The sequence below is a fragment of the Hydrogenophaga sp. genome, assembly GCF_030373245.1.
Taxonomy (GTDB): Bacteria; Pseudomonadota; Gammaproteobacteria; order Burkholderiales; family Burkholderiaceae_C; genus Hydrogenophaga.
Genome location: NZ_JAUCZF010000007.1, coordinates 46,457 through 71,773, shown reverse-complemented (window position 1 = coordinate 71,773; position 25,317 = coordinate 46,457). Strand labels below are relative to the sequence as shown.

Sequence of the window (25,317 nt, the reverse complement as noted above, 5' to 3'; positions counted from 1 at the left end):
GAGCAGGGGAGTTTACGTGAGCCGCCCCAAACGGCCGCGAGATTCAGCGCGCCAGTGGCTTCAACCAGACGATGCAGCGTTCGGCATCCAGCCCCGGCACGCTCAGGGGTTCCACGTGAAACACCGCCACATCCTCGGGCAAGGCTGCGATCTCGTCGACCGGGTCCTTGCCCTTCATGGCCATCCACACGCCACCCGGATTGAGCGCCGCGCGCGACCAGGCGGTGAAATCGACCAGGGAGGCGAAGGCGCGCGAGGCGATCACATCAAAGCCCGCGCCCTCATCCGCCCTCAACGTTTCCACCCGAGCATGCACGCCGTGGAGATGAGGCAGCTTCAGCGTGGCCGCCGCCTGCTGGATAAAGGCAGACTTTTTACCCACCGTGTCCACGCAGCTCACGTCCAGCTCGGGGCAAGTGATGGCGATCACCACCCCGGGCAAACCTCCGCCAGAGCCCACATCCAGCAGCCTCAGCGCGCGCCCGGCGGCCTGCCGCCGCAACGGGATCACGGCGGCCAGGCTGTCGAGCAGGTGATGGGTCAGCATCTCGCCGGGATCGCGCACCGCCGTCAGGTTGTAGACCCGATTCCATTTTTGCAGCAGCGCAAGGTACGCCATAAGCTGGTCGACCTGGGGCGCGGTCAACGTCAGGCCAAGGCGCACGAGCCCGTCGGTCAGCACCTCACGGCTCATGCGACGGCTTCGCGGTCGCTGGGTGCAGCCAGCGGCAAGGTGGCAAACCCCTTGAAGCCGCCCTTTTTCAAATGGATCAACAACAGCGAGATGCTTGCCGGTGTGATGCCTGAGATGCGAGCAGCCTGCCCCAGGGTTTCGGGGCGGTGTTTGTCCAGCTTCTGCCGTGCTTCGAACGACAGCGCCGTAACCTGCAGGTAGTCCAGGTCGACGGGCAACTTCAGCCCTTCGAAGTGGGCAGCGCGTTCGACTTCGGTTTTTTGCCGGTCGATGTAACCCGCGTACTTGGCTGCGATCTCCACCTGCTCAACCACCGGCGCCCACAACTCGCCCAGGGTTTCACGTGAAACATCGACGTTCGCATGATGTCCGCCGTGCATCGCCAGCAGATCGCCGTAACCCACGCCAGGGCGACGCAGAAGGTCAAACAGGTTGTGCTCGTGCTCAATGGCCTTGCCCAGCACCCGCTCACTCTCTGCCGCCGGCAGATTGCGCGGATTCACCCAGGTGGTCTTGAGCCGTTCCGTCTCCCGCGCCACCGCATCGCGCTTACGGCAAAAAGTGGTCCACCGCAGGTCGTCAACCAGGCCCAGGCGCCGCCCAGCTTCGGTCAGGCGCATGTCGGCGTTGTCTTCGCGCAGCTGCAGGCGGAACTCGGCCCGGCTGGTGAACATGCGGTAAGGCTCGGTCACGCCCTGGGTGACGAGATCGTCGACCAAGACGCCGAGGTAGGCCTCGTCGCGGCGCGGCAGCCACGCCGCTTCGCCCCGACACTGCAGCGCGGCGTTGAGCCCCGCGAACAGGCCCTGGGCCGCCGCCTCCTCGTAGCCGGTGGTGCCGTTGATCTGGCCCGCAAAAAACAGGCCCTGAATCTGACGGGTCTCGAAGCTGTTCTTGAGCGAACGCGGGTCGAAGTAGTCGTATTCGATGGCGTAGCCTGGCCGCAGGATGTGGGCGTTCTCCAACCCTGGCATGCTACGCACCAGCGCGTACTGGATGTCAAAGGGTAGGCTGGTGCTGATGCCGTTGGGATAAACCTCGTGGGTTGTCAGGCCCTCGGGCTCCAGAAAAATCTGGTGGCTGTCTTTGTCGGCAAAGCGGTTCACTTTGTCCTCCACGCTCGGACAGTAGCGTGGGCCAACCCCCTCGATCTGGCCGGTGAACATGGGGCTGCGGTCAAAGCCGGAGCGGATGATCTCGTGCGTGCGGGCGTTGGTGTGGGTGATCCAGCACGGCACCTGCTGCGGGTGCGGCACCGATTGCCCCATGAAGCTGAACACCGGCACCGGCTGGTCGGCGTTCATGCCACCGGGCACGCCGTCGCCGGGTTGTTCCTGGCATTTGCTGTAGTCGATGGTGCGGCCATCCAGGCGCGGCGGCGTGCCGGTTTTCAGGCGACCCTGGGGCAGTTTCAGCTCTTTCAGCCGCGCGCTCAAAGACACGGCGGGTGGATCGCCTGCGCGACCCGCCGCGTAATTGTTCAGGCCCACGTGAATCTTGCCGTCGAGGAAGGTGCCCGCCGTCAACACCACGGTGCGGCTGCGGAAGCGGATGCCGACCTGCGTCACTGCGCCCACCACGCGATCACCCTCCACCATCAGGTCGTCCACCGCCTGCTGGAACAGCCAGAGGTTCGGCTGGTTTTCCAGCATGCGGCGGATCGCAGCCTTGTACAGAATGCGGTCGGCCTGGGCGCGGGTGGCACGCACGGCCGGGCCTTTGCTGCTGTTCAAGATGCGGAACTGGATGCCACCCTCATCCGTCGCCAGCGCCATGGCGCCGCCCAGCGCGTCCACCTCTTTCACCAGATGGCCCTTGCCGATACCGCCAATGCTGGGGTTGCAGCTCATCTGGCCCAGCGTCTCGATGTTGTGGGTGAGCAGCAGGGTCTTGCTCCCCATGCGCGCGGCGGCGAGCGCGGCCTCGGTGCCCGCATGGCCGCCGCCGACAACGATCACATCAAATTCTTGGGGGTACAACATGTGGGTGCTCCAGGGCCACCGCCATCCCGGCGCGCCCGATCCAACGAACCTGTTTCACGTGAAACAGTGGCGGCGGGCCTGCCCAGGCCCGCGCGCGAACCCGGTATTGTCCCATCAAGGGCTGCGGCTTGCAGCCATGACCCCAGGCTGGATTGCTGCGCCCGGGGGCTGAGACAATCGCCCCATGAACACCCCCATCCCCCTCCTCGTCTTCTCGGGCAGCAGCCGCGCCCAGTCCCTCAACCGCAAGCTGGCCCATGCCGCGGGCGAAATCGCTGTTGCTGAAGGCGCACAGGTCACCCGCCTGAACCTCGCCGACTTCGACCTGCCGATCTACAACGGCGACCTCGAAGCCCAGGGCATGCCACGCGATGTGGTTCGGCTCAAGGAAGTCCTGCACGCGCACCCGGCCTGGATCATCAGCGCGCCCGAATACAACGGCAGCTACCCCGCCCTGCTGAAAAACGCCATCGACTGGGCATCGCGCCCAATGGCCGGCGACCCGGCATGGGCGGTGGGCACCAAACCGTTTGCGGGCAAAGTGGTGGGACTGTTGGCCGCCGCCCCCGGTGCACTGGGCGGCGTGCGCGGCCTCTTGCACTTGGCGCCACTGCTGATGCAATTGCAGTGCTGGGTGGCCCCCAAACAGTTTGCACTGGCCAAGGCGGGTGAAGCCTTCGACCCCAGCGGCGCCCTGTCCACCGAAGCCGTTCGCGTGGCCGTGCACGGTGTGGTCGAGCAGGTGCTTTGGGCAGCACGCCGGTTCCAAAGCTGAGCGAAGTGGACTGCCGCCCCGGTTGTGCCGCCTGCTGCATCGCGCCGTCGATCAGCAGCCCGATGCCGGGTCTGCCAAACGGAAAACCGGCGGGCGTGCGCTGCCCGCACCTCGACGAAGTCCTTCGCTGCAAGCTGTTTGGACAGCCCGAACGACCGACGGTATGCAGCTCTCTGACGCCGAACACCGAGATGTGTGGCGCTAGCCGCGAACACGCGCTGCATTTCCTTAGCTACCTGGAACAAGCCACCCGCCCATGACAAAGGCCCGCAAGAGCGGGCCTTTGGAGGGATAACAAAAACCGCCCCCGGCGAGCAGGGCCCCCACCCAGCACACGCCGAGGATCCGGGTCCGCCGGTCCAAGGGCGTGGTCCCCCCTCTGGCGGGAAGCCGCAAAGCGGCGCAGGGGGAGTGCTGCCCCCGGCGCGAAGTGCCTGAACCCAGCACGCACCGCGGGACTGGCTTCGCCAGACCGCTGGTGTAGTCCCCCTCGGGGGGGAAGCCGCACAGCGGCGCAGGGGGGTTACTGTTTAATCGCTTCGACCTGGATGGTCAGCTTGGTGTCGTCAGCCACGCCCATGGTCAGGCCCCAGTTCACGCCCCACTGGCTGCGCTTGATGGTGGATTCGAAGTCGCCACCGCAGACTTCGCGCTTGAGCATCGGGTGGTCAAAACAGTTGAAGCGCACCGCCTTGAGCGTCACCGGATGGGTCTGGCCGCGCATCGTCAGCTTGCCCTGCACTTCGCTGACCTTGTCGCCATTGAAGACAAACTTGTCGCTCACGAACGTGGCGGTGGGAAATTTGTCGGCAGCAAAGAAGTCGTCGCCTTTGAGGTGGGCATCAAACGGCGCCACACCGGTGGTCACGGAAGTCATGTCCAGGGTCAGCTCCACCTTGCCGGTCTTGGCGGCGCGGTCAAACTGCACCGTACCGCTCTTCTTGGCCCAGCTGCCGCGGTTGGTGGAGGTGCCAAAGTGCAGCTGCTCCCAGATCACGTTGGTGTGGGTTGGGTCGATCTGGTAAGTGGCAGCCTGGGCGATGCCGGCGGTAGACAAAACGGCCGCAGCGGCCAGCAGGGAGAGGGACTTGCGCATGGTTGAACTCCTGGGTTGAGGGTTGGGGAATAGAAACAGAGACGAAAAAGAAAACCGACACCGAAGCGCGTGACTTCAGTCAGGGCGCCCGTGGAACGGGCTTTGCCCGGCCACAGGGCGTGTCTCCCCTCCCAGCGCCGAAGGCGCGCCAGAGAGGGGGGAAGCCGCGAAGCGGCGCAGGGGGGAGATCACAGCTTCACGCCCGTCAGAGCGATCCTGAACTTCACCTGCACCTCGTCGGCCACGATCGAGGTGTCGGCCCATTCCTTTTCGCCGATGCGGAAGGACAGGCGCTTGATCGGGAAGGCGCCGGTGGCCAGGGTGGTGACGCCGTTCTGCGCCAGCGTGACCGGCACCACCACGTCGCTGCTCACACCCTTGATGCTGAGCTTGCCCACCACTTCGAACTTGTTCGCGTCGATGCGTTTGATGGCACTGGACTGGAAGGTGGCCTTGGGAAAGGCAGCCACGTTGAACCAGGTGGGCTTGACCACCTCGACGTTGGTCTCGCGATTGATATCAGCGCTGCCGGTATCCACCGTGAACGCGATCTGGCTGGTGTCGAGCTTGGCCGGATCAAATGCCACCTGGGCACTGAAGCTCTTGAACTTCCCTTCGACCGGCACACCCATCTGACGGCTGGTGAATGCAATCTCACTCTGCGCCGGGACGATGGCCTGCTGGGCCTGGACGGCGAGCGGAAACACGCTGGCAGCGCCCAGCGCCAGGGACAACAAACGGGTTTTCATTTCAACACTCCAACAAGCCAAAAAAGCCCGAGTCGCGCCAGCCACCAGGACCGCCGTGGAACCGGCTCCGCCGGGCCACTGGCGGTGTCCCCCTGGGGGGAAGACGAGAAGCGGCGCAGGGGGTCATTTCATTCTGGCCAGCAGGCCGTCGCGGTCGATGAAATGGTGCTTCAGCGCGCCGCCGATGTGCAGCAGCACCAGACCGGCCATCGCAAAGGCCGCCAGCTCGTGAAGCTGTTTGAGCACGTCGGCCAGAGACTCGCTCACCGGAACAAAGTCGGGCAACGGCAACACTCCGAACAGCACCACCGGGAAACCGGCCGCCGAGCTGAAGCTCCAGCCCAGCAATGGCACGGCAAAAAACAGCACATACAGACCCACGTGCGTGGCATGGTGTGCCCAGCGCTGCCAGGACGGCATGGCGGCTTCAATGGCGTGGGGCAATGCGGGTGGGGGTGACAGCAAGCGATTCAGCAGGCGGACTGCGGAGAAAGCGAGCACCAACACACCTGCCCATTTGTGCCAGCTGTAGTACTGCAGGCGTGCGGGCGAAAAGGGTAGGTCGACCATGTACAGGCCGAGCGCGAAATTGCCCACCAACGCGAGCCCCAACAGCCAGTGCAGCGCACGGGACAGCGGGTGGTAGCGGGTGGTGGAAGCGTCAGACATGGCGGCAGTGTAGGCAGCATCCGCGGCACCAAAGATGAACCAGCTTGTCGTTTGAATTCAAAAAAATCGAACGAACCAATGCCTCGTATTCGAATCTCGACCCGGTTTCCGGTCAACGGGAGCGGCTCCTACAATCGCCGTCATGCCCGACGCTGTTGCATCCGAGCTGCTCACGCTCTACCCCGCGCTGGCGGCGCTCCCGGCCCTGTTGCCCCGGCTCGCTCCCTTGAGCGTCCCCGCGGGCACCCGCCTGTTTCGGGAGAACGACGCCTGCCAGGGCTTTCCGCTGGTGCTCAGCGGTGAGGTGCGAGTCTCGCGCAGCGCCGCCAACGGCCGCGAACTGGAGCTGTACCGGGTCACGCCGGGCGAGATGTGCCTGGTGTCCTCGGCCGGCCTGTTTGCAGACCAACCCCTGGCCGCGCGCGGCGTGACCACTTGCGACACCACGCTGTGCCTGCTGTCGCCGCCCGACTTCCACACGGCACTGAACGACGAGCGCTTTCGCGGCTATGTGCTGGGTCTGTTCGCCGCCCGCATGGCCGACCTCACCGGGCTGATCGAAGCCATCGCCTTCCAGAAGCTCGACAGCCGCCTGGCCAGCGCCCTGCTCGGGCACGGTCACACACTGAAGACCACCCACCAGGCGCTGGCCGACGAGCTGGGCACGGTGCGCGAGATCGTCACCCGCCTGCTGCACCGCTTCGAGCGCGACGGCCTGGTCGAACTCTCGCGCGAGAGCATCACCATCAAAGACAGCGCGGGGCTGCGCGCCGTGGCCGCCGGGTCTTGAACACCCCTTCGCGCCACAGGGCACACGGTCACACCGTCACAGCAACGACTCTGTGACCTTGGTCACAGACCGGGGCACGCAGCCGGCGTCCAATGCGTTCACGACCTGAGGCCCCTGGTTCATCCCGAGCCCCGACCCAGACCGATTCAACCCTCCACTGGAGCATTCACATGACCAAGAACGTTGGCGGCATTGACCGCATCATCCGCATCACCGTCGGCCTGGGCCTGATCGCTGCGGCCGCCGCAGGCGCCATCGGCGTCTGGGGCTACGTGGGCCTCGTGCCCCTCGCCACCGGCCTGATGGGCTGGTGCCCGCCTTACGCCATGCTGGGCTTCAACACCTGCAGCATGAAAAAGTGAGCCAGCACTAGGCTGGCCGGATTTCCTGCAGGTGGGTACGCAGGTAGTCCAGCACCTTGCGTCGGCGCTCTGGTCCTCGTTGCTCCGCTGACGAGACTGAGCTGGCCGCCATGGGTGATGCTTTGCCGCCACCATCGCCCCTGAGCGCGCCGATCGTGTCGACGCGTTCAAAGATACCGCGCCAATGCCGCCTTACTGTGGCCGGTGAGATGCGCAAGCGAGTCGCCACCTGCTCATCGTCCAGATTCCACAGCGCCAGCTCGGCCACACGGCACTGCGCCGGGCTCAGATGAAGACGGCGCTCTCGGCGGTGCATCACGTAGCTCAGGGTGTGGCTGGGAAAGCTCGCGGGCACATCCTCGCGCTCGGCGCCGTAAAGCCAGCGCGACGAGCCCTCGGCGCCTATCCCACGGTACTTGACCTGAAAACCAATGGCACTGGTCCACTCGAAATCGGATTCAAGCCCTTCTTGCCACACACCTCTCAAACCATAGCCCTCGTGCAAGAGACGAAAACCCGTGTGCCCCGCGTGTAGCAACTCCATGACGAGTGGGTCTTGCAGGTCCACCGGGTGATACGCCACCATCACCAAGTGAAGCTCGTCAGCCCGCTGCACTTGAACCATCTGCGCCGGGTCGAGGTACACGCGCGAGCCCTGCGATTCGGCGAGCAGATGGTCGACCACCAGAGACCGGCCTGAGCGCACCCGCTCCTTCACGTCTGCACCACGTGCAAATCCGGACAGGCCAAAACCCATCAAGCGCCCGGAGGCCAAGTGCTGGATCACCCCGCCGCGCAACCGCTGCTCTGCAAGCGCGGCTCCCAGCACCGAGAGCGCGAGTTCGTGCGACACACCCGGCACCGGTGCACGCGCCAGACAAGGCGCCAGGTCGGGGAGCTCCATCAACCGATTCAGCATCACATCCCTCCTGTGGGTTTCGATTGCCCAAATAGGGCATGTTGCATTGTTCAGGATGGTGGCAAAAACCGGGGACCGCCCACAACGACGCCAAACCACCGGAGCCACGCATGCGCACACAACCTCTTCAGCGGATGCATTGTCTTTTGGCGACCGGCTGGCGGCGCGTCTGCTCAGCGATTGCCTTGCTGGCACTCGGTCTTCTCGCCTCGTGCGGCGGCGGGAGTGACGCCACCGATACGGGCCAGAACAACGTCGCGCGCGTGGAGATCGTCCAGTCTGGTCTGCTGCTGGAAGCCAACGGCCAGACGCGTCAACTGGCGGCGGTGGCTTACAACGCCAACGGCGAGCGCATCGAACGGGCGATTGCCTGGGAGTCGTCAAGGCCCACCACGCTGGTGGTGGACGCCAACGGACTGGTGCGCGCAATGTCGGCCACTGGCTCGGCACAGATCGTGGCCTCCGCCGAGGGCGTGCGTTCGGCTCCCCTGCTCGGTCTGGTGGCCGCGCCCGCGGCCGACGTGAGGCTGGTGGACGATGTGGACGTGCTCAGCGATCCGGTGGAAACCGTGCCCACGGCGGCCCCCAGCTTCACCAACACCTACCGCATCACCATGGCCACGCGCGTGGCGCCGGCCGTGGGACAACGCTTCTTCGGAACCGGCTCGCGCGCGGTAGCAGGCGAGGTCCAGGCCGTGCAGCCCGTGCCCGACGGTTTCGAGGTCACTCTGGTGCTGGTGCCACTCAACGAGCTGCTGCCCGGTCTGCGCATCCAGGAGCGGCTGGAAACCGTGCCCAGCCTCGCCGACGTCGCGCCCGACATCGCCGCTTCCTATACGGTCACACAAACCGGCGACCGCTTCGTGTTCACACCGCGCGCCACGCCGCTCATGCCGCCGGCAGGCCGACTGCAAAGGCAGGCGGCCACGCCCGTGGGCACGTTCGCTTTCAACCAGGGCTGCGAACCCAGCTTCACCGGCACCGCGCCAAACGTCCCCCTGCCGATCACCCTGTCGCTACCCCCGGTGTTCTCCATCGCTGTCAACCCGACGCTCGACGTGAGCCTGGGCGGGGGCGAACAACGCCTTGTGCTGCTGGCCGAACCGCAAGTCGATCTGCAGGGCCAGATCACCGCCACCGCCGCCTTCGAAGGCAAGATCGAATGCAAGGCCGAAGTGCTCACGGTCAAGCTGCCGGTCGGCGGCCCCATCTCCTTCTTTGTGGGCGGGCTGATGCCGGTGGGCTTCGGATTCGAGATCGGCGGCAAGGTCACCGTGGCGGACGTCGGCATCGGCGTCACCAACACCACCCGGGCTCGGGCGCAGGCCGGTCTGGTGTGTCCCGCTGGCGGCTCCTGCGGTTTCAACGCCGAGGTCACCAACTTCACCAACACCACCACACCCGTGGTCAATGCGCCAAGCCTGGGCGATTTGCGCGTGGAGCCCTCACTGGAGGGGTTTGGCTATGTCGAACTGGCCATTGGCAACCCGTTCCTGAAGTCGCTGCAGTTCAGCGCCGTGCAGGCCAAGGTGGGCGGCAAGCTCAGCGCCAATCTGGCCCTGGAGACTTCGCAGATCATCGACGAGGCCTATGCGTCGGACTACAGCGTGGGTCTGGAATTCAGCGCAGGCCTGGCCAGCGATTTCGACGACGCGCTCAAGCTGGTGGGTCTGCCCCCCGTGACGGCCGCCACCACCTTCCGGCTCACCACCACGCTGGCCGAATCGCCCAAGGGCGCGGCCTCCAACGCGGTGACGGGCGATGTCCCGAGTTTCCAGACCGGCGACACGGTGAACTTCATCGTGCGGCTGGACCCGGACAAAGTGAACTTCGTGCCCGGCTTGGGTCCGTACAACGTGGACCGCGTCAAGCTGGTGCGCCGCAGCGGTGGCGCCACGATCACCGTGGGCACGCTGGTCGCAACCGACGGCCAGACCGTCTTCAACTTCCCCTTCACCGCGCCCGATGCAGGCACGCTGAGCGAGTTCCACGCCTTTGTGGAGACGAGATTTCCCGGTCTGGGCTTGTTTCCTTTGCAGGTGGGCACGGCGTCGGCACCTGCTTGCCCACTACTGCCAGCAGGGCCGATTGCTTGGATTGGGACCGCGATCAGGGGCACTCCACCAGAACAGACCACATCGGGCCTGACCGCCAACCTCTCGTTCACTGGCGGCCAGGTTGCGGGCAACGGCGCTGCCTTTGGTCAAAGCGGGCAGGCGCAGGGCACCTTGAATTGCGATGCGATCCAATTCGGTGTGGGTTTCAATTTCAGCGGCTCAGTAACGTTCACCGGGACCGTCGCACCTGACGGACTTTCCATGTCGGGCACTTTTTCTGGTGCCGCTAGCGGCACCTGGACCCTGAACAGAAACTGATCGACGGGCTTGAAGTCACAGCAACAACGCAAGCCAAAGGCACCCGACCAGTGTGATCACGGCCACACGCCCCCCAGCACCGGCGCGACGCCCTCGCCGGACGTGGTGTTGGATGCAAACAGCGGACCGCTGTGCATCGCACTGTCTCGGTAGTGTTGTCCTGCTTCTCGCCGGGAGTTTGAGAACGGCCTGGGCCCCTACCCCTAGCACTACCTAGCGGCAGCTGCCAATTTGCCCAGCGAGATGGACATACTTTCAAGAGCTGCGCTCAACTCGCCTCCCTCCGACGACCCACAGCGGCCGTTGAATGAGCTAGGCCAGGGGATCTGACGCAGTTCTGGTTCGGGCGTCTCGTCTTGATGTGAGGCGCGTTTGTCCTGACAGGGACAAGCGCACCGGGCCGGTTGAGCCTACAGTGTCGTCCACAGACCGCACACCCAGTCGCGGCCAAACCGGAGACACGCCATGCACATCCCCTCCCTGAAAGAAGTGGTCAGCGCCGAAGAGTGGGCGCTGCGCTGCGACCTCGCCGCCTGCTACCGGCTGGTGGCGGCCTATGGCTGGAGCGATCTGGTCTTTACCCACATCAGCGCCAAGCTGCCTGATAGCGTGACCGGTGGCGAGCACCAGTTCCTGATCAACCCCTATGGGCTGATGTTCGACGAGATCACGGCCAGCAGCCTGGTCAAGGTCGACATGGCCTGCAACAAGCTGCACGAGACGCCGTTCCCGGTGAACCCGGCCGGCTTCGTGATCCACAGCGCGGTGCATGAGGCGCGGCCCGAGGCTGGCTGCGTGCTGCACACGCACACGCGAGCCGGCGTCGGCGTGAGCGCGCAAAAGGGTGGCATCCTGCCCATCAGCCAGCAGAGCACCTTTGTGCTTGCCTCGCTGGCGTACCACGACTACGAAGGGGTGGCCTTCCGGCCCGACGAGAAGCCGCGCTTGCAGGCCGACCTGGGCGAGGCCACTTTCCTGGTGCTGCGCAACCACGGCCTGCTGACTGTGGGCAAGACGATTGCTGATGCATTTCTGTCGATGTACACGTTCGAGAACACCTGCCGCATCCAGGTCGATGCCATGGCCGGTGGCGGTGAGCTGGTGTCGGTGAACCCGGCCATCCTGGCGGGCATGGGCGAGGTGATGAAGATCGCTACCGCAGGCCAGGGCGCACAACTCGCGTGGCCCGCGTTGCTGCGCAAGGTCGAACGGCTGGACCCGGGCTACAAGGCCTGAAGCCGAGCGACGCGCGAGGCGTCAACCGGCGGACACAAATGCCGCCATGCCATCGAGCAAAGTGCGCAGGCGCTTGAGTTCGCGCGAGTGATTGAGCCGGCTGGACCAGCCGGCCAGCCGCGACACCCAGCGCAGGCGCGGCAACAGGTGGTTGAGAAACGCCCGCAAATCGGGCTTGAGCCCAGCTTCATAGGGATGCGCACGGGCCGCCTGCTCGTAAGCCTGCAACACCTCACGCACGGCCTGCGGACCCAGGGACTCCAGCATGTGCGACAGGGAAAACAGCAGCTGCAGCGCGTCGTACAGCTGCACCGTGGGCAGGTCCATGCCAGGCAGCAGGGGCTCTTCAAAGTCGAGTCGGGCAAAACGCTGACCATCCCAGGTGAGGTTTCGCGTCTGCGCGCCACCATGCCAGTGGCCGCGCGCGTGAAAGGCCGCGAGATCGGCGCTCGCCGCACACATGACCGCGAGCCGCTGGGGCTCGGGCATCTCGCCCAGCGTGTGCGCCAGGGTGCGGCCGATGTCACCGGTGACCAGCGAGTGACCGTCGAACGCGATCACGGGCGGCACCGCCTCACCGGCCGCAGCCAGCGCCAGCAAACGCTCGTGTTCAAACGCCAGCAGACCGCGCGCATCGGTCTGGCGCACCGCGTGCCACGGCACCGGCACGCGCAACCAGTGCGCAAACAGCCAGATGCCCAGCGACTGCCGGCGACTGCGCAGCGGCCGGTCAGCAGTCTTGGTCCAGGTTCTGGGTGGGGCGGGTGGATTCGGCGGGCTCAAGGTTCCGGATTATCCGGGAACGCTCTCGCCACCGGCACGCGCTGATCCGACGAGCCCGCCAGGACCGCAGAAACTGCCCAATCCCGCGCTGGGCCGGAGCGCATTTTTGGGGGCATTTCAGCCTCGATCGGCGTAGCGCTCTCGTTCCCAGTCGCTCACCTGAGCAGCGAAGGCATCGCACTCGGCGCGCTGGAGCCGCAGCAGCTGTTCGCAGAACGCCTCACCCACTGCCTCGCGCAGTGGTCTGTCGGCCGCCAGCGCATCGGTGGCGTCTTGCAGGTCGCGCGGCAAACGCGGTGGCATGGTGTCGCCACGCGCCTGGCGCTCATACAAATCGTCGTCGCAGGGCTGGGGGGCGGGCAGTTGGCGGTCGATGCCATCCAGCCCAGCGGCCAAGGTCGCGGCCAGAGCGGCGTACGCATTGCAGGCCGCGTCGGGCAGGCGCCATTCCAGCCGGCCGGCCACGCTGCGCAGCAGGCAGGTGCGGTTGTTGTCGCCGAGGGCCGCCCACACCGGCGACCAGGTGGTGCCGGAAGCGCTGGCGCTGCTGGCCAGGCGCTTGTAGCTGTTGACGGTGGGCGCGCACACGGCGGACAAGGCACTCGCGTGTTGCAGCAGACCGGCGGCGAACTGGTGACCCAGTGCGCTCAAGCCCAGCGCACCCAACGGATCTGCCATCAGGGCTTTTCCGTTCGCATCGGTCAGGCTCAGGTGAAAGTGCAGACCGCTGCCTGGGGCGTGGGCCAGCGGCTTGGGCATGGTGGAGAACACCATGCCGTGCTGCTGCGCCACCGCCTGCGCGGTCAGCTTGAAGAGCTGGTAGCGGTCGGCCGCGGCCAGCGCCTCGTCGTGCCGGTAGTTGATCTCATACTGGCCGCACGCGTCTTCATGGTCCATCTGCTGCAGCTCAAACCCCAGCGCGGCCAGGTGGCGGCGCATGTCGTCCAGAAAACCGAAGTTGCGCCCGATGGTCTTCAGGTCGTAAGACGGTTTGTCCAGCCGGTCCTGGTCATCGGCCACAGTCCAACGGCCATCGGCGCCACGCTTGAGCAAAAAAAACTCGGGCTCGATACCCACCCAAAGCGTCCAGCCGCGCTCGCGCAGGCGCGCCAGTTGCCGCCGCAGCACCTGGCGCGAATCGGTGGTCAGCGGCTCGCCGCCAGCGAAGCCGTCGCACACCGCATGGGCCACGCCGGGCAAGAAAGGCAGCGGACGCAAGGACTCGGGCTGCACGCGGCCCATGTATTCGCTGCGCGGCCCGAAGCGCGGCAGGCCCGTGCCCCAGATGCTGGGGCCAGCAAAGCCGGCGCCCGTGGCCACCGCATCTGCCAAACCGGAGAGCGGCACCAGCTTGCCCTTGGGCGCACCGTGAATGTCGGTGAAGGTTGCCAGCACCGAATGCACCCCCTGGCCCTCCAGCCAGCGGGCGCGTTCGTCCAGGTTCAAGCCAGCACCTCGGCCAAGGCCGCGTCGATGACCTCCAGGCCTTCGGCGAACACCGTGTCTTCAATGGTCAGCGGAAACAGGAAGCGGATCACGTTGCCGTACACACCACAGGTCAGCAGCAGCAGGCCGCGCTTGAGCGCGGCGGCCTGCACCTTCTTGGTGGTGTCGGCGTCGGGCGCGCCAGTCTGGGCATCCACGAATTCACAGGCCACCATGGCGCCCAGGCCACGCACGTCACCGATGCGCTTGCCTTTGGCCTGCGCGGTTTTCAGGCGCGCGGTGAGCGCGTCGCCCAGCTTCTGCGCGCGCTCGGGCAGCTTCTCTTCGGCCATCACGTCGAGCACCGCGTGCGCCGCGGCGATGGCCAGCGGGTTGCCGGCGTAGGTCCCGCCCAGGCCGCCGGGGGCGGGCGCGTCCATCACCGCCGCCTTGCCGCACACAGCCGACAGCGTGGTGCCGCCAGCCAGGCTTTTCGCCAGCGTCATGAGGTCGGGGCTCACGCCGTAGTGCTCCATGGCGAACATCTTGCCGGTGCGCGCAAAGCCGGTCTGCACCTCGTCAGCAATCAGCAGGATGCCGTGCTGGTCGCACAGCTGGCGCAGCCAAAGCACGGCTTCTTTCTGAATCGGGTTGAAACCGCCCTCACCCTGCACCGGCTCGAACACGATGGCCGCCACGCGGCTGGGCTCGATATCGCACTTGAACAGCTGCTCCATGGCCTGTTTGGTGTCATTGAGCGAGGCGCAATGGCAAGGAAACGGCACGTGGTAAATCTCGGGCGGGAACGGGCCGAAGCCGGCCTTGTAGGGCTGCACCTTGCCGGTCATGGCCACCGCAAACATGCTGCGGCCATGGAAGGCGCCACCGAACGCAATCACGCCGCTGCGCCCGGTGGCCGAGCGCGCGATCTTCATCGCGTTCTCGATTGCCTCGGCACCGGTGGAGAAGAACGCGGTCTTCACCGGCCCGTCGATCGGCACGATCGTGTTGATGCGCTCGGCCAGCGTCACGTACTCGGTGTACGGCACCACCTGGTAGCAACTGTGGGTAAAGCGCTGCAGCTGCGCCGCGATCGCCGCCTGAACCTTGGGATGCACATGGCCGGTGTTGAGCACCGCGATGCCGCCCGCAAAGTCGATGAAACGGCGTCCCTCGATGTCCCAGAACTCGGCGTTCTTGGCGCGGTCGATGAAAAAGTCACCCATCACGCCCACACCGCGTGGCGTGGCATCGAGACGACGCTGGTGCCAGGCGGCGTTGGTGTGCGGTGCGTTCAGGTGCTCTGATTTTTGCGGTGCGTTCATGAGAGTCTCCAAAAAAGCTGTATTCGGCGCGCAATGTCTCAGCCCAGGGCACCGCGGATCGGGCTTGGCCCGGCCGCCAGTGCCGCCCCCCTCCGGGGGGTGACGCGAAGCGGCGCGGGGGGAGCCCTGCTACACGGGGCTATCGATCCTTATCCACGTCGTCTTCATCTCGGTGTACTTGTCAAAGGCGTGCATCGATTTGTCTCGGCCCACGCCGCTCTGGCGGAAGCCGCCAAACGGCACGGTGATGTCGTCTTCGTCGTACGAATTCACATGCACCGTGCCGGCACGCAGGGCGCGCGCCACACCGTGCGCCTTGTTGATGTCGCTGGTCCAGACAGCGGCCTGCAGGCCGTAGACGCTGGCGTTGGCCTGTTTCACCACCTCGGCAGCGTCGGTGAAACTCAGCACAGAGAGCACCGGGCCAAAGATCTCTTCGCGCGCAATCGTCATTTCAGGCGTGACGCCGTCGAAGATCGTGGGCTGCACATAACAACCGCCCTGCACCGGCGTGGCCAGCGCACCGCCCGCGAGCAGCTTGGCTCCTTCGCTGGTGCCCAGACCGATGTAGCGCATCACGTTGTCGAGCTGCACCTGGTCAACGATGGCGCCCATCACCGTGCTCTTGTCCAGCGGGTTGCCCGGCTGATAGTTGGGCACGAGCTTGAGCGCTTTTTCCAGAAAGGCGTCCTTGATCGAGGCTTCGACAAACAGGCGCGAGGGCGCGTTGCAACTTTCGCCCTGGTTGAAGAAGATGCTGCCCACGGCGGCTTCCACCGCGCGGTCGAGGTTGGGGCAATCGGCGAACACGATGTTGGGCGACTTGCCACCCAGCTCGGTCCAGGCGCGCTTGAGGTTGCTCTGCCCAGCCATCACGTGGATCTGCTTGCCCACGCGGGTGGAGCCGGTGAAGGCGATGCAGTCCACGTCCATGTGCAGCGCCAGCGGGCTGCCCGCTTCCGGGCCATAACCCGGCACCACGTTGAACACGCCGGGCGGGATGCCGGCGGCCAGCGCCAGCTCGGCCAGCCGCAACGCGGTCAGCGGGCTTTTCTCGCTGGGTTTGAGCACCACCGAATTGCCCGCGGCCAGGGCCGGCGCGATCTTCCACGCGGCCATGATCATGGGGTAGTTCCAGGGCACGATCACGCCCACCACGCCCACGGCTTCGCGGGTGATCAGGGCCAGGGCGTTGGCTCCGGTGGGCGCGATCTCGTCGTACACCTTGTCCACTGCCTCGCCGTACCAGCGGATGCAGTTGGCCGCGCTGTTCACGTCCACCCCTTTCGCGTACTTCACCGGCTTGCCCATGTCCAGGGTTTCCATCAGCGCCAGTTCGTCGCCGTGGGCCGAGATGGCCTCTGCGAACTTGATCATGATGCGCTTGCGCTGCGCCGGCGCCATGCCGCTCCAGCGACGGCTCTCGAAGGCCGCGCGCGCTGCACGCACCGCAGCATCAATATCGGCCTCGCCACAGCGGGCCACCGCGGTCAGCAACCGGCCGTCCACTGGCGAGGTGCAATCGAAGGTCTGGCCGTCGAGCGCAGCGACTCGCTCGCCGTTGATCAGGGCGCGGCCGTCGTAGGTCTGGGTGGCGGTGGCGGGAGCAGCAGCGTTCATGGTCGCGGGTTTCCTCAGATGTGAATTGGCACCATGCTACGCGGAAACCTCCGCGATGGAAGCGTCCACTTTGGGTCGCCGCCAGCCGTCCAGTGGACCCCGTACGCCCCTGTGTCGGGCGTTCGCCGCTCAGGTCCCGGCCAGCGCTGCCGTCTCGGCCCGCGTCGCTGCCTGGATCTCTCGCTCACGTCTGCGCGTCGAGCGCGCCACCCAGACCGCGTAGCCGATGATGACGATGGTCACCGTCACGATCAGCAGCGTGGCGGCGGCGTAGATGGTCGGGTTGATGCCGCGGCGCGCGTAGCCGAAGATCACCTGCGGCAAGGTGCTCACGCCCGGGCCTGACAGGAACTCGGCGATCACCACATCGTCGAACGAGAGCGTGAACGCCAGCAGGAAGGCCGCCAGGATGGCCTGGAAGATGTTCGGCAGGGTGATCAGGAAAAACACCTGGTGTGGCCGCGCACCCAGGTCCATGGCCGCTTCCTCAATGCTGCGATTCATCTCCAGCAAGCGGCTCTGGATCACCACCATACCGTAGGCCATGCCCAGCAAGGTATGGCCCAGGATGATGGTCAGCAGGCCGCGCTCGGGCCAGCCAAACGCGTTTTGCGCGCCCACCGCCAGCAGCAGCAGCGACAGACCGATGATCACCTCGGGCATCACCAGCGGAGCGTTGACCATGCCCGAGAAGATGGTGCGACCGAGAAAGCGCCGGTAGCGCACAAGCACGAAGGCCGCGAACGTGGCCAGCACCGCCGACAGCGTACCGGTGATCGCCGCCACCTTCAGCGAAGTGAAGAAGCCCTCGACGATGCGGCTGTCGTTGGCCAGGGCCTCGTACCAGCGCAGGGAAAATCCAGTGAAACGCGCGTCCTGGCGTGTGCTGTTGAAGCTGAACACGATCATGAACATCAGCGGCAGGTACAGAAACGCAAACACGATCGCGAGCCAGAACTTGCCAAAGTGTTTTTCGAGCAGTTGTTTCATGGAAAGTCCTTCAAACAAACTCAACGCAGCCCAAGGGGCCATCACCCCGGAACGCCGCCGATCCGGCTTTGCCGGTCGGCCAGCGTTGCCCCCTGGGGGGTGACGACGCAAAGCGCCGGCGCGGGGGGGTTATTTCTTCTCCGCAGGGTCGCCGGTGTAGTGGTAGTAGATCGCCAGCGGCACGATGATGAGCGCGATCATGACCACCGCCAGGGCGGTGGCCTTGGGCCAGTCGTTGGCGGTGAACATCTCGTCCCACACCACACGACCGATCATCATGTTCTCCGGCCCACCCAGCAGCGAGGGAATCACGAACTCGCCGACGCAGGGGATGAACACCAGCATGAAGCCCGCCACCACGCCAGCCTTGGAGAGCGGCACCGTGATCAGCCAGAACGCCTTGAAAGGTGTGGTACCGAGATCGTAGGCGGCTTCCAGCAGACGAAAATCCATCTTCACCAGGGTGGCGTACAGCGGCAGGATCATGAACGGCAGGTACACATAGGTCATGCCCACCAGCATCGACACATTGGTGTAGAGCATGGCAATGGGCTCGCTGGTCAGACCCACCGACATCATGAAGCGGTTGATCACACCTTGATCGGCGAGCAGCCCCTTCCAGGCGTATACGCGCAGCAGGAACGAGGTCCAGAACGGCAGCATCACCATCAGCAACAAGGCCGGGCGCACCGCAGCCGGAGAGCGGGCAATGAAATAGGCAAACGGATAGCCGATCACCAAACACAGGATCGCGGTGAGCAGCGCGTACCAGATGGAACGCAGGTAGGCTTCGACATACAGCGTCTGGAAGAGTGGGGCCCCCTCTTCGGTGCGGAAGATGGACAGGTAGTTTTCGTACTTCAGTGACAAGACTCCGGTCTCAGGATCCCAGATCGGCTTGAACGGACTGATGTCACCGCCCATGTCCACGAAGCTGATGTAGAGCAGGATCAGGAACGGCAAAAAGAAGAATACGAACAGCCAGACGTAGGGCACGCCGATCACAAAGCGCTTGCCCGGAATGGGGAGGGAGGAGGCTGCCATCAAGAATCTCCTAGTCCAGAGAAAAGGCAAAAAACCAAGAAAGCGGTTTAGCCGGCTTTGCCGAGCCACTCGCATCGCCCCCAGCTGGGGAATGGTGCAAAGCGGCGAGAGAGGCGTTGTGTCGAGAGACGTCAGTCCCGGAGCACAACGCCAGCTGCATCCGACCACCAGAAAAACACCTCGTCTTCCCAGGTGATTCCCTGCAAGTCGTCGCGTGTGCTGTTGGCTTCGGTGATGCGCACCCGAGAACCATCGCTGGTGGTCAGGATGTAGTTGTTGTAGGAGCCGAGATAGCCGATTTCCTTGACGCGGCCCTGGAACAGATTGAGGTTCACATGAGCCGGCCGCGTCTTGCTGATGTTGATCTTCTCCGGCCGCACCGCGATCGACACCGGCATATTGAGCGTGCCGCTCACACCATGCCCCACCTGCACCTCGCCGATGGCGGTCGATACCGCGCAGCGATCGGCCTCATCTACGCTGAGCTTGCCGGGAAACAGGTTGACATTGCCAATGAAGTCCGCCACGAACTTGTTGCGCGGGTGTTCGTAAATCTCTTCGGGCGTGCCCACCTGCAGCACACGCCCTTTGCTCATGATGGCAATCCGGCTGGCCATGGTCATGGCCTCCTCCTGATCGTGCGTGACCATCACCACCGTCACACCCACCGTCTCGATGATGTTCACCAGCTCGAACTGCGTCTGCTCGCGCAGCTTCTTGTCCAGCGCGCCCAGCGGCTCGTCCAGCAACAGCAGCTTGGGTTTTTTGGCCAGGCTGCGAGCCAGCGCCACGCGCTGCTGCTGGCCGCCCGAGAGCTGGTGCGGCTTGCGCTGGGCGTAGGGCGTGAGCTGCACCAGGTTGAGCATTTCGTCGGTGCGCTGCTTCACTTCGGCAGAGGGCAGGCCTTCGCGCTTCAAGCCGAACGCCACGTTTTCCCACATGGTCAGGTGCGGAAACAGCGCATAGCTCTGGAACATCATGTTCACCGGGCGTTCGTAGGGCGGCATGCTGGCCACGTCCTGCCCGCCAAGCAGGATGCGCCCGGAGGTCGGCTTCTCGAAACCCGCCAGCATGCGCAGCAGGGTGGACTTGCCGCAACCCGAGCTGCCGAGCAGCGCAAAAATCTCGCCCTTGCCAATGGACAGCGACACCTCGTCCACCGCCACCGCTTCGTCAAAGCGCTTGACCAGTTTTTCGGTCACCAGGTACCCGCCAGTTTCAGTCGTCATGTGCCGCCTCTTGTTGTCTGCTGGTTGATCATCGACACAAAAAAGGCTGTTCGACCCGGTTGGGAAGAACAGCCTTTTGCTGGCTTTGAAGGCCTGCCGGGTCTCGTGTGGGTTTACTTGCCGCGCTTGAACGCGTTGTAGGTGTCGTTGAGCGTGCTGGCAATCTCGTTGGAGAAGCCGCCGGTGGGAATCAGGCGGGCGGTGTCCTCTGGACTGAGGAAGATGGTCGCATTGCCTTTGATCTCGTCCTTGATGTCGGCCAGCGCGGCTTTGTTTCCGGTGGGGTAGTTCATCTCGTTGGCCATCAGGGCGCCGTTGGAACCGCGCAGGTAGAAGTCGATGAAGGCATGGGCGTTGAGCACGTGCTTGGCATCCTTGGGAATGGCCATGGTGTCGATGAACACCAGACCACCGCCGGTGGGCAGCAGCGGCACGATCTCATCCTTGCCTCCCATCTCCTTCACCCGGTCGGCAGCGATGTTGATGTCACCCGACCAGCCAACGAAGGCGCAAGCCTTGCCGCTGGCGATGTCGTCGATCATGGTGCTGGAGAACAGACGCACGTCTTTGCGCACCTTGGCCAGCATCTCGCCTGCCAGCTTGAAGTCGGCCGGATCTTCGCTGTAGGCCGGCTTGCCGACGTAGTGCAGCGCCACCGGCAGGATTTCGCTCGGCGAATCCAGGTAGGCGATGCCGCAGGACCGGAGCTTGCTGGAGTACTCGGGTTTGAATACCAGATCCCAGGCGTTTTCCGGCATCGGCATGCCACCCAGCGCTTTCTCAACCTTTTGCTTGTTGATACCGACTGTGGTGAAGCCCCAGGCCCAGGGCACAAGGTGCTTGTTTTCCGGGTCCACGCCAGCGATCTTGGCCATGAAATCGGGGTCGAGATTGCCGTAATTGGCGATTTTGCTCTTGTCGATCGGCTGATAGAGCCCACCATCGATTTGCTTCTTGGCGAAGCCAGCCGTGGGGATCACGATGTCGTAACCCGAGTTGCCAGCCACCAGCTTGGCGTGCAAGGCCTCGTTGTTCTCGAAGGTGTTGTAGTTCACCTTGATGCCGAATTCCTGCTCGAAGGCCGCGATCATGCCCTCGGGTATGTAATCGGGCCAGTTGTAGATATTGAGCGTTTTCTCGTCATCGAGCATCGGACCAGCCGGTGCTGCAGGTGCCGCAGGCGCTGCTGCCACCGGCGTGGCCGGTGCCGGCGCGGGCTCTTCCTTCTTGCCACAGGCCGCAAGGAAAACTGCGGCGATGGCCAGGGCCAGTACTTGTTTCTTCATGATGAGGCGTTCTCCAGAATGGTGGGACAAAACCCGACGATGCACAGAAATAGTGCGACGAACTCGGAGGTACATCGCACTAGCAATTTACAGACCCAACTGATCCCCCAAAGGGATGACGGAAATACTTTAACAAATAATTGGCACGCAACCGGTCGATTTCCCTCAGGCCAACGCCCCCTGGGCGCGCAGATCGGCAAGTGTGGCGTCGAGGCAGCGGCGGATCAGCGCCATCATTTCGTCGATCTGGGCACGCGTCATGACCAGCGGCGGCGAGATGATCATGCGATCGCCCACGGCGCGCATGATCAACCCGTTGTTGAAGCAGTGGGCGCGGCAGATCATGCCAACGCCCAGGTCGGGGTCGAAAGCGGCCTGGGTCGGCTTGTGCCTGACCAGGGACATCCCGGCCACGAAGCCACAGCTCTGGGCCTCACCCACCAGCGGGTGGGCGTTAAGCGATTCGAAGCACTCGGCCAGGTAGGGACCGGTGTCGGTGCGCACCCGCTGCACCAGGCCTTCGCGCTCGATCAGCTCGATATTGGCCAGCGCCACGGCACAAGCCACCGGGTGGCCGCTGTAGGTGTAGCCGTGGTTGAACTCACCGCCTTTGTCGATCAGCACCTCGGCCACGCGGTTGCCCACCATCACGCCGCCGAGCGGGATGTAGCCGCTGGTCACGCCCTTGGCGAAGGTGACCAGATCGGGCTTGTAGCCGAACTTCTCGTAGGCAAACCAGTGCCCGAGCCGGCCAAAGGCGCAGATCACTTCGTCAGAGATCAGCAAGATGCCGTACTTGTCGACGATGCGCTGGATCTCGGGCCAATAGGTCTCAGGCGGGATGATCACGCCACCGGCGCCCTGCACTGGCTCGGCGATGAAGGCCGCGACCTTCTCGGCGCCGATGGCCAGGATCTTCTCTTCCAGCCAGCGCGCGGCGCGCACTCCGAAGTCGGCCCGGCTCTCACCCGCCTTGCCGTTCTCGGCGAAATAGGGCTGATGGATGTGGGTGATGTTGGGAATCGGCAGGTCGCCCTGGGCATGCATGCCGCTCATGCCGCCCAGCGAAGCGCCGGCCATGGTGGAGCCATGGTAAGCGTTCTCGCGGCTGATGATGACCTTGCGCGCGGGCTGGCCCAGCAGGTCCCAGTAGCGGCGCACCATGCGCACATTGGTGTCGTTGCTCTCGCTGCCGCTGCTGGAGAAGAACACGTGCTTGAAGCTGCGCTCACCCACCTTCGGCGCCAGCGTCGCCAGCTTGGCCGCCAGTTGCACTGCAGGCACGTTGGTGGTGTTGAAGAAGCTGTTGTAGAACGGCAGCGTCATCATCTGCTGGTAGGCCGCGTCGGCCAGTTCCTTGCGACCGTAGCCCGCGTTCACACACCACAGACCGCTCATGGCGTCCAGGATCTTCTTGCCCTCGGAATCCCACACATAGATGTTGTCCGCGTGCGTGATCACGCGCGCGCCACGCGAGGCCAGGCCAGCGTGGTCGGTGAACGGGTGGATGTAGTGCGCGCTGTCCAGCGCCTGGATGGCTTGCGTGTCTTGCTGCTCGGCGCGGCGGACCAGGGCGGGCGGGGCGATGAGGGTAGAAGTGTTCATGGTCGGTCCTTGAATGGCGTGTTCAGACGTGAAGCAGCAGGTGCTCGCGCTCCCACGGGGAAATGACCTTCATGAACTCGTCGAACTCCAGTTCCTTGATCTCGGTGTAGATGGTGATGAATTCCTTGCCCAGGATGTCGTGCAGGTCGGTTTCGCGGCGCAACCAGTCCAGCGCCTCACCCAGGCTTCGCGGCAGCGAGTACGGCGCCAGATAAGCATCGCCCTTCATCTCAGCCTTGGGGGCAATCTTGTTCTTCATGCCCAGATAACCGCAGGCCAGCGTCATTGCCATGGCAATGTAGGGGTTGGCGTCGGCGCCGATCACGCGGTTTTCCACCCGGCGCGCGGCGGGGCTGGAGATTGGCGATCGGATACCCACGGTGCGGTTGTCATGGCCCCACTCGATGTTGATGGGCGCAGCGGTGTTTCGCGACAGGCGACGGTAGCTGTTCACGTACGGCGCCACCAGCACCATGGCCGCCGGGATGTAGCGCTGCAGACCGCCGATGTAGTGGTGGAACGCATCGGTCGGGCCGCCGTCTTTGTTGCTGAAGATGTTCTGCCCAGTCTGCTTGTCCACGATGCTCTGGTGCACGTGCATGGCGCTGCCGGGCTCACCGGCGATCGGCTTGGCCATGAAGGTGGCGTACATGTCGTGGCGCATCGCGGCCTCGCGCACGGTGCGCTTGAAGAAGAAAACCTCGTCGGCCAGGCCGAGCGGATGAGCGTGGAAGAAGTTGATCTCCATCTGGCCAGCACCCACTTCGTGGATCAGCGTGTCCACGTTCAGATGCATCTGTTCGCAGTAGGCGTAGATGTCCTCGAACAGCGGGTCAAATTCGTTGACCGCGTCGATGCTGTACGCCTGGCGCGAGGTCTCGGCGCGGCCGCTGCGACCGATGGGCGACTTCAGCGGCGTGTTGGGGTCGGTGTTGCGCGCGGTCAGGTAAAACTCCAGCTCCGGCGCCACCACCGGTTCCCAGCCTTCGGCTTCGTACAGGTTGCAGATCTTGCGCAGCACGCTGCGCGGTGCGAAGGGAACGAGGTTGCCCTCATGGTCGAAACAGTCGTGGATCACCTGCGCTGTCGGATCGGTGGCCCAGGGCACGATGCGCACCGAGTTCGGATCGGGGCGCAGCTGCATGTCTTTGTCGGTCGGATCGACCACGTCGTAGTACGGGCCGCTCTCGGGAAACTCACCCGTCACGCCCATGCCCACGATGGCTTGCGGCAGCCGCATGCCGCGGTCTTCGGTGAACTTCTCTCGCGGCAGAATCTTGCCGCGCGCCACACCGGTCAGGTCAGGCACCAGGCACTCGACCTCGGTCACTCGGCGCTCGTTGAGCCAGTTTTCGAGATCGTTGAAGGTCATTTTCTTGGGGGCTGTCATGGGCCGGTTCCTCGGGGTGGTCTGTCGGGAGAGATCAAAAAAACTGAAAAAGATGGGGTCAGGCTATGGTGGCACGGCTGCGAGCCAGGTCCTGAGCCTGCAGGCGAAGGCTTCTTCGCTGCCGGCAGGCCACACCGAAGGCCTCGAAAATGGCGCTGTAAAACGGGTTCTCCCAGCAACGCCACTCGGGGTGGAACTGCACCGCATAGGCAAAGTTGCGCGCGCCCTTGACCGCCACCGCTTCGACGACGCCGTCGGGAGCACGGCCCATGACTTCCAGACCATCGGCCAGGCGGTTGATGCCCTGGCCGTGCAGCGAATTGACCATCACCTCAGGCCCGCCGGCCCAGGTCTCGAAGACGCTGCCTGGCACCAGCGCAATCGGGTGGCTGGGCGCGTATTGTTCGTCAAACGGCGCGCTCTTGGCTTCGCGGTGGTCCATCAGGCCGGGTACGTCGTGCACCCGCTGGTGCAAGGTTCCACCCAGGGCCACATTGATTTCCTGGAAGCCGCGGCACACGCCGAGCAGCGGCACGCCTTCGCGCACACAGGCCTTGACCAGCGCCAGCGTGAGCTCGTCGCGCACCGGGTCCAGCGGCAGGGCCGGGTCCGCCACGTCTTCGTTGAAATGCGTGGGGTGCACGTTGGACGGCGAACCGGTCAGCATCACCCCGTCGACCAGTGCCAGCAATTCACCAATGTGCTCGGCATCGGCCAGCGGAAACATGATGGGCTGCGCCTGCGCGCCGACCTTGACGGCCCGGGCGTACTTGTCGCCGAGCATCAGAAAGGGCATCTGGTGGCCGTGGTCACCGAGAAGGCGGTGGTCGGCAGGCAGCCAGACCATGCAGGGTGGCGACGGGTTCATGGTGTCTCCAGAGAGTGCTTGATTGTGGTGCCGCAATTGGATCACAATCAGAGCCATTTGGCGGCCAGCAAAGGGGCCAATTCCTGCGCGCCCTCTGCACTTCCT

At 64.6% G+C, this 25,317-nt stretch carries 23 protein-coding genes; 6 read left to right on the top strand and 17 right to left on the bottom strand.

Going from position 1 to position 25,317, the window contains the following annotated elements; translation table 11 throughout:
• Positions 1 to 43: 43 nt before the first annotated feature.
• Both rsmG and mnmG read right to left on the bottom strand, forming a co-directional pair.
• A complete protein-coding gene (gene rsmG / locus QUV25_RS15800) occupies positions 44 to 694 on the bottom strand; it encodes a 16S rRNA (guanine(527)-N(7))-methyltransferase RsmG (RefSeq protein WP_300865363.1) in 651 nt (216 codons plus the stop codon).
• Positions 691 to 2,676, bottom strand: a complete 1,986-nt coding sequence (gene mnmG / locus QUV25_RS15795) for a tRNA uridine-5-carboxymethylaminomethyl(34) synthesis enzyme MnmG (protein ID WP_300865362.1) — start codon at positions 2,674 to 2,676, stop codon at positions 691 to 693. Before mnmG ends, rsmG begins: the two co-directional genes overlap by 4 nt.
• 184 nt (positions 2,677 to 2,860) lie before the next feature.
• Between mnmG and QUV25_RS15790 the strand changes: the two genes are divergently transcribed.
• Both QUV25_RS15790 and QUV25_RS15785 read left to right on the top strand, forming a co-directional pair.
• Positions 2,861 to 3,451 carry an NAD(P)H-dependent oxidoreductase gene (locus QUV25_RS15790; protein WP_300865360.1) on the top strand — a complete coding sequence of 197 codons (591 nt, stop codon included), beginning with the start codon at positions 2,861 to 2,863 and terminating at the stop codon, positions 3,449 to 3,451.
• Between the two features lie 5 nt (positions 3,452 to 3,456).
• Positions 3,457 to 3,711, top strand: coding sequence for a YkgJ family cysteine cluster protein (locus tag QUV25_RS15785; RefSeq protein ID WP_300865358.1), 255 nt, complete (start codon positions 3,457 to 3,459; stop codon positions 3,709 to 3,711).
• 263 nt (positions 3,712 to 3,974) lie between these two features.
• Here QUV25_RS15785 and QUV25_RS15780 read toward each other — a convergent pair whose 3' ends face one another.
• The 3 genes from QUV25_RS15780 to QUV25_RS15770 form a co-directional block, all read right to left on the bottom strand.
• The gene (locus QUV25_RS15780) at positions 3,975 to 4,547 is read right to left on the bottom strand and encodes a YceI family protein (protein ID WP_300865356.1); all 573 of its coding nucleotides are present in this window, start codon (positions 4,545 to 4,547) and stop codon (positions 3,975 to 3,977) included.
• A 188-nt stretch (positions 4,548 to 4,735) separates the two neighbouring features.
• Positions 4,736 to 5,296: a YceI family protein gene (locus QUV25_RS15775; RefSeq protein ID WP_300865354.1), complete on the bottom strand. Its 561-nt coding sequence runs from the start codon at positions 5,294 to 5,296 to the stop codon at positions 4,736 to 4,738.
• A gap of 123 nt (positions 5,297 to 5,419) precedes the next feature.
• Complete coding sequence (locus QUV25_RS15770; protein WP_366945687.1) at positions 5,420 to 5,965, bottom strand: cytochrome b; 546 nt, start codon at positions 5,963 to 5,965, stop codon at positions 5,420 to 5,422.
• 142 nt (positions 5,966 to 6,107) lie between these two features.
• Here QUV25_RS15770 and QUV25_RS15765 point away from each other — a divergent pair, with 142 nt between their 5' ends.
• Both QUV25_RS15765 and QUV25_RS15760 read left to right on the top strand, forming a co-directional pair.
• Positions 6,108 to 6,755: a Crp/Fnr family transcriptional regulator gene (locus QUV25_RS15765; protein WP_300865352.1), complete on the top strand. Its 648-nt coding sequence runs from the start codon at positions 6,108 to 6,110 to the stop codon at positions 6,753 to 6,755.
• A 170-nt stretch (positions 6,756 to 6,925) separates the two neighbouring features.
• A complete protein-coding gene (locus tag QUV25_RS15760; RefSeq protein ID WP_300865350.1) occupies positions 6,926 to 7,117 on the top strand; it encodes a DUF2892 domain-containing protein in 192 nt (63 codons plus the stop codon).
• A gap of 7 nt (positions 7,118 to 7,124) precedes the next feature.
• Here QUV25_RS15760 and QUV25_RS15755 read toward each other — a convergent pair whose 3' ends face one another.
• A complete protein-coding gene (locus tag QUV25_RS15755) occupies positions 7,125 to 8,036 on the bottom strand; it encodes a hypothetical protein (protein WP_300865349.1) in 912 nt (303 codons plus the stop codon).
• A 110-nt stretch (positions 8,037 to 8,146) separates the two neighbouring features.
• On the opposite strand from QUV25_RS15755, the gene QUV25_RS15750 reads away from it, so the two are divergent.
• Together QUV25_RS15750 and QUV25_RS15745 are read left to right on the top strand one after the other, a co-directional pair.
• Positions 8,147 to 10,411, top strand: coding sequence for a hypothetical protein (locus tag QUV25_RS15750; RefSeq protein ID WP_300865347.1), 2,265 nt, complete (start codon positions 8,147 to 8,149; stop codon positions 10,409 to 10,411).
• A gap of 465 nt (positions 10,412 to 10,876) precedes the next feature.
• The gene (locus tag QUV25_RS15745) at positions 10,877 to 11,647 is read left to right on the top strand and encodes a class II aldolase/adducin family protein (protein ID WP_300865346.1); all 771 of its coding nucleotides are present in this window, start codon (positions 10,877 to 10,879) and stop codon (positions 11,645 to 11,647) included.
• A 21-nt stretch (positions 11,648 to 11,668) separates the two neighbouring features.
• Here QUV25_RS15745 and QUV25_RS15740 read toward each other — a convergent pair whose 3' ends face one another.
• The 11 genes from QUV25_RS15740 to QUV25_RS15690 all read right to left on the bottom strand — a co-directional run bounded on the left by QUV25_RS15740 (position 11,669) and on the right by QUV25_RS15690 (position 25,212).
• Positions 11,669 to 12,430, bottom strand: a complete 762-nt coding sequence (locus QUV25_RS15740) for a hypothetical protein (RefSeq protein WP_300865344.1) — start codon at positions 12,428 to 12,430, stop codon at positions 11,669 to 11,671.
• Between the two features lie 117 nt (positions 12,431 to 12,547).
• Positions 12,548 to 13,876 (bottom strand): type III glutamate--ammonia ligase, encoded by a 1,329-nt coding sequence (locus QUV25_RS15735; RefSeq protein WP_300865342.1) that lies wholly within the window; start codon positions 13,874 to 13,876, stop codon positions 12,548 to 12,550.
• On the bottom strand, positions 13,873 to 15,180 hold the full coding sequence (gabT, locus tag QUV25_RS15730; RefSeq protein WP_300865341.1) for a 4-aminobutyrate--2-oxoglutarate transaminase: 1,308 nt from the start codon (positions 15,178 to 15,180) through the stop codon (positions 13,873 to 13,875). Before gabT ends, QUV25_RS15735 begins: the two co-directional genes overlap by 4 nt.
• A gap of 129 nt (positions 15,181 to 15,309) precedes the next feature.
• Positions 15,310 to 16,800, bottom strand: coding sequence for an aldehyde dehydrogenase (locus QUV25_RS15725; RefSeq protein WP_300865340.1), 1,491 nt, complete (start codon positions 16,798 to 16,800; stop codon positions 15,310 to 15,312).
• Between the two features lie 129 nt (positions 16,801 to 16,929).
• On the bottom strand, positions 16,930 to 17,790 hold the full coding sequence (locus QUV25_RS15720; protein ID WP_300865338.1) for an ABC transporter permease: 861 nt from the start codon (positions 17,788 to 17,790) through the stop codon (positions 16,930 to 16,932).
• A 129-nt stretch (positions 17,791 to 17,919) separates the two neighbouring features.
• On the bottom strand, positions 17,920 to 18,834 hold the full coding sequence (locus QUV25_RS15715; protein ID WP_300865336.1) for an ABC transporter permease: 915 nt from the start codon (positions 18,832 to 18,834) through the stop codon (positions 17,920 to 17,922).
• A 131-nt stretch (positions 18,835 to 18,965) separates the two neighbouring features.
• The gene (locus QUV25_RS15710) at positions 18,966 to 20,063 is read right to left on the bottom strand and encodes an ABC transporter ATP-binding protein (RefSeq protein WP_300865334.1); all 1,098 of its coding nucleotides are present in this window, start codon (positions 20,061 to 20,063) and stop codon (positions 18,966 to 18,968) included.
• 113 nt (positions 20,064 to 20,176) lie between these two features.
• Positions 20,177 to 21,349 carry an extracellular solute-binding protein gene (locus QUV25_RS15705; protein ID WP_300865332.1) on the bottom strand — a complete coding sequence of 391 codons (1,173 nt, stop codon included), beginning with the start codon at positions 21,347 to 21,349 and terminating at the stop codon, positions 20,177 to 20,179.
• A 165-nt stretch (positions 21,350 to 21,514) separates the two neighbouring features.
• Entirely contained in the window at positions 21,515 to 22,954 is a 1,440-nt protein-coding gene (locus QUV25_RS15700) for an aspartate aminotransferase family protein (protein WP_300865331.1), read from the bottom strand.
• A 22-nt stretch (positions 22,955 to 22,976) separates the two neighbouring features.
• On the bottom strand, positions 22,977 to 24,344 hold the full coding sequence (locus QUV25_RS15695; protein WP_300865330.1) for a glutamine synthetase family protein: 1,368 nt from the start codon (positions 24,342 to 24,344) through the stop codon (positions 22,977 to 22,979).
• Positions 24,345 to 24,402: 58 nt separating this feature from the next.
• Positions 24,403 to 25,212, bottom strand: a complete 810-nt coding sequence (locus tag QUV25_RS15690) for a gamma-glutamyl-gamma-aminobutyrate hydrolase family protein (RefSeq protein ID WP_300865328.1) — start codon at positions 25,210 to 25,212, stop codon at positions 24,403 to 24,405.
• Positions 25,213 to 25,317 lie beyond the last annotated feature (105 nt).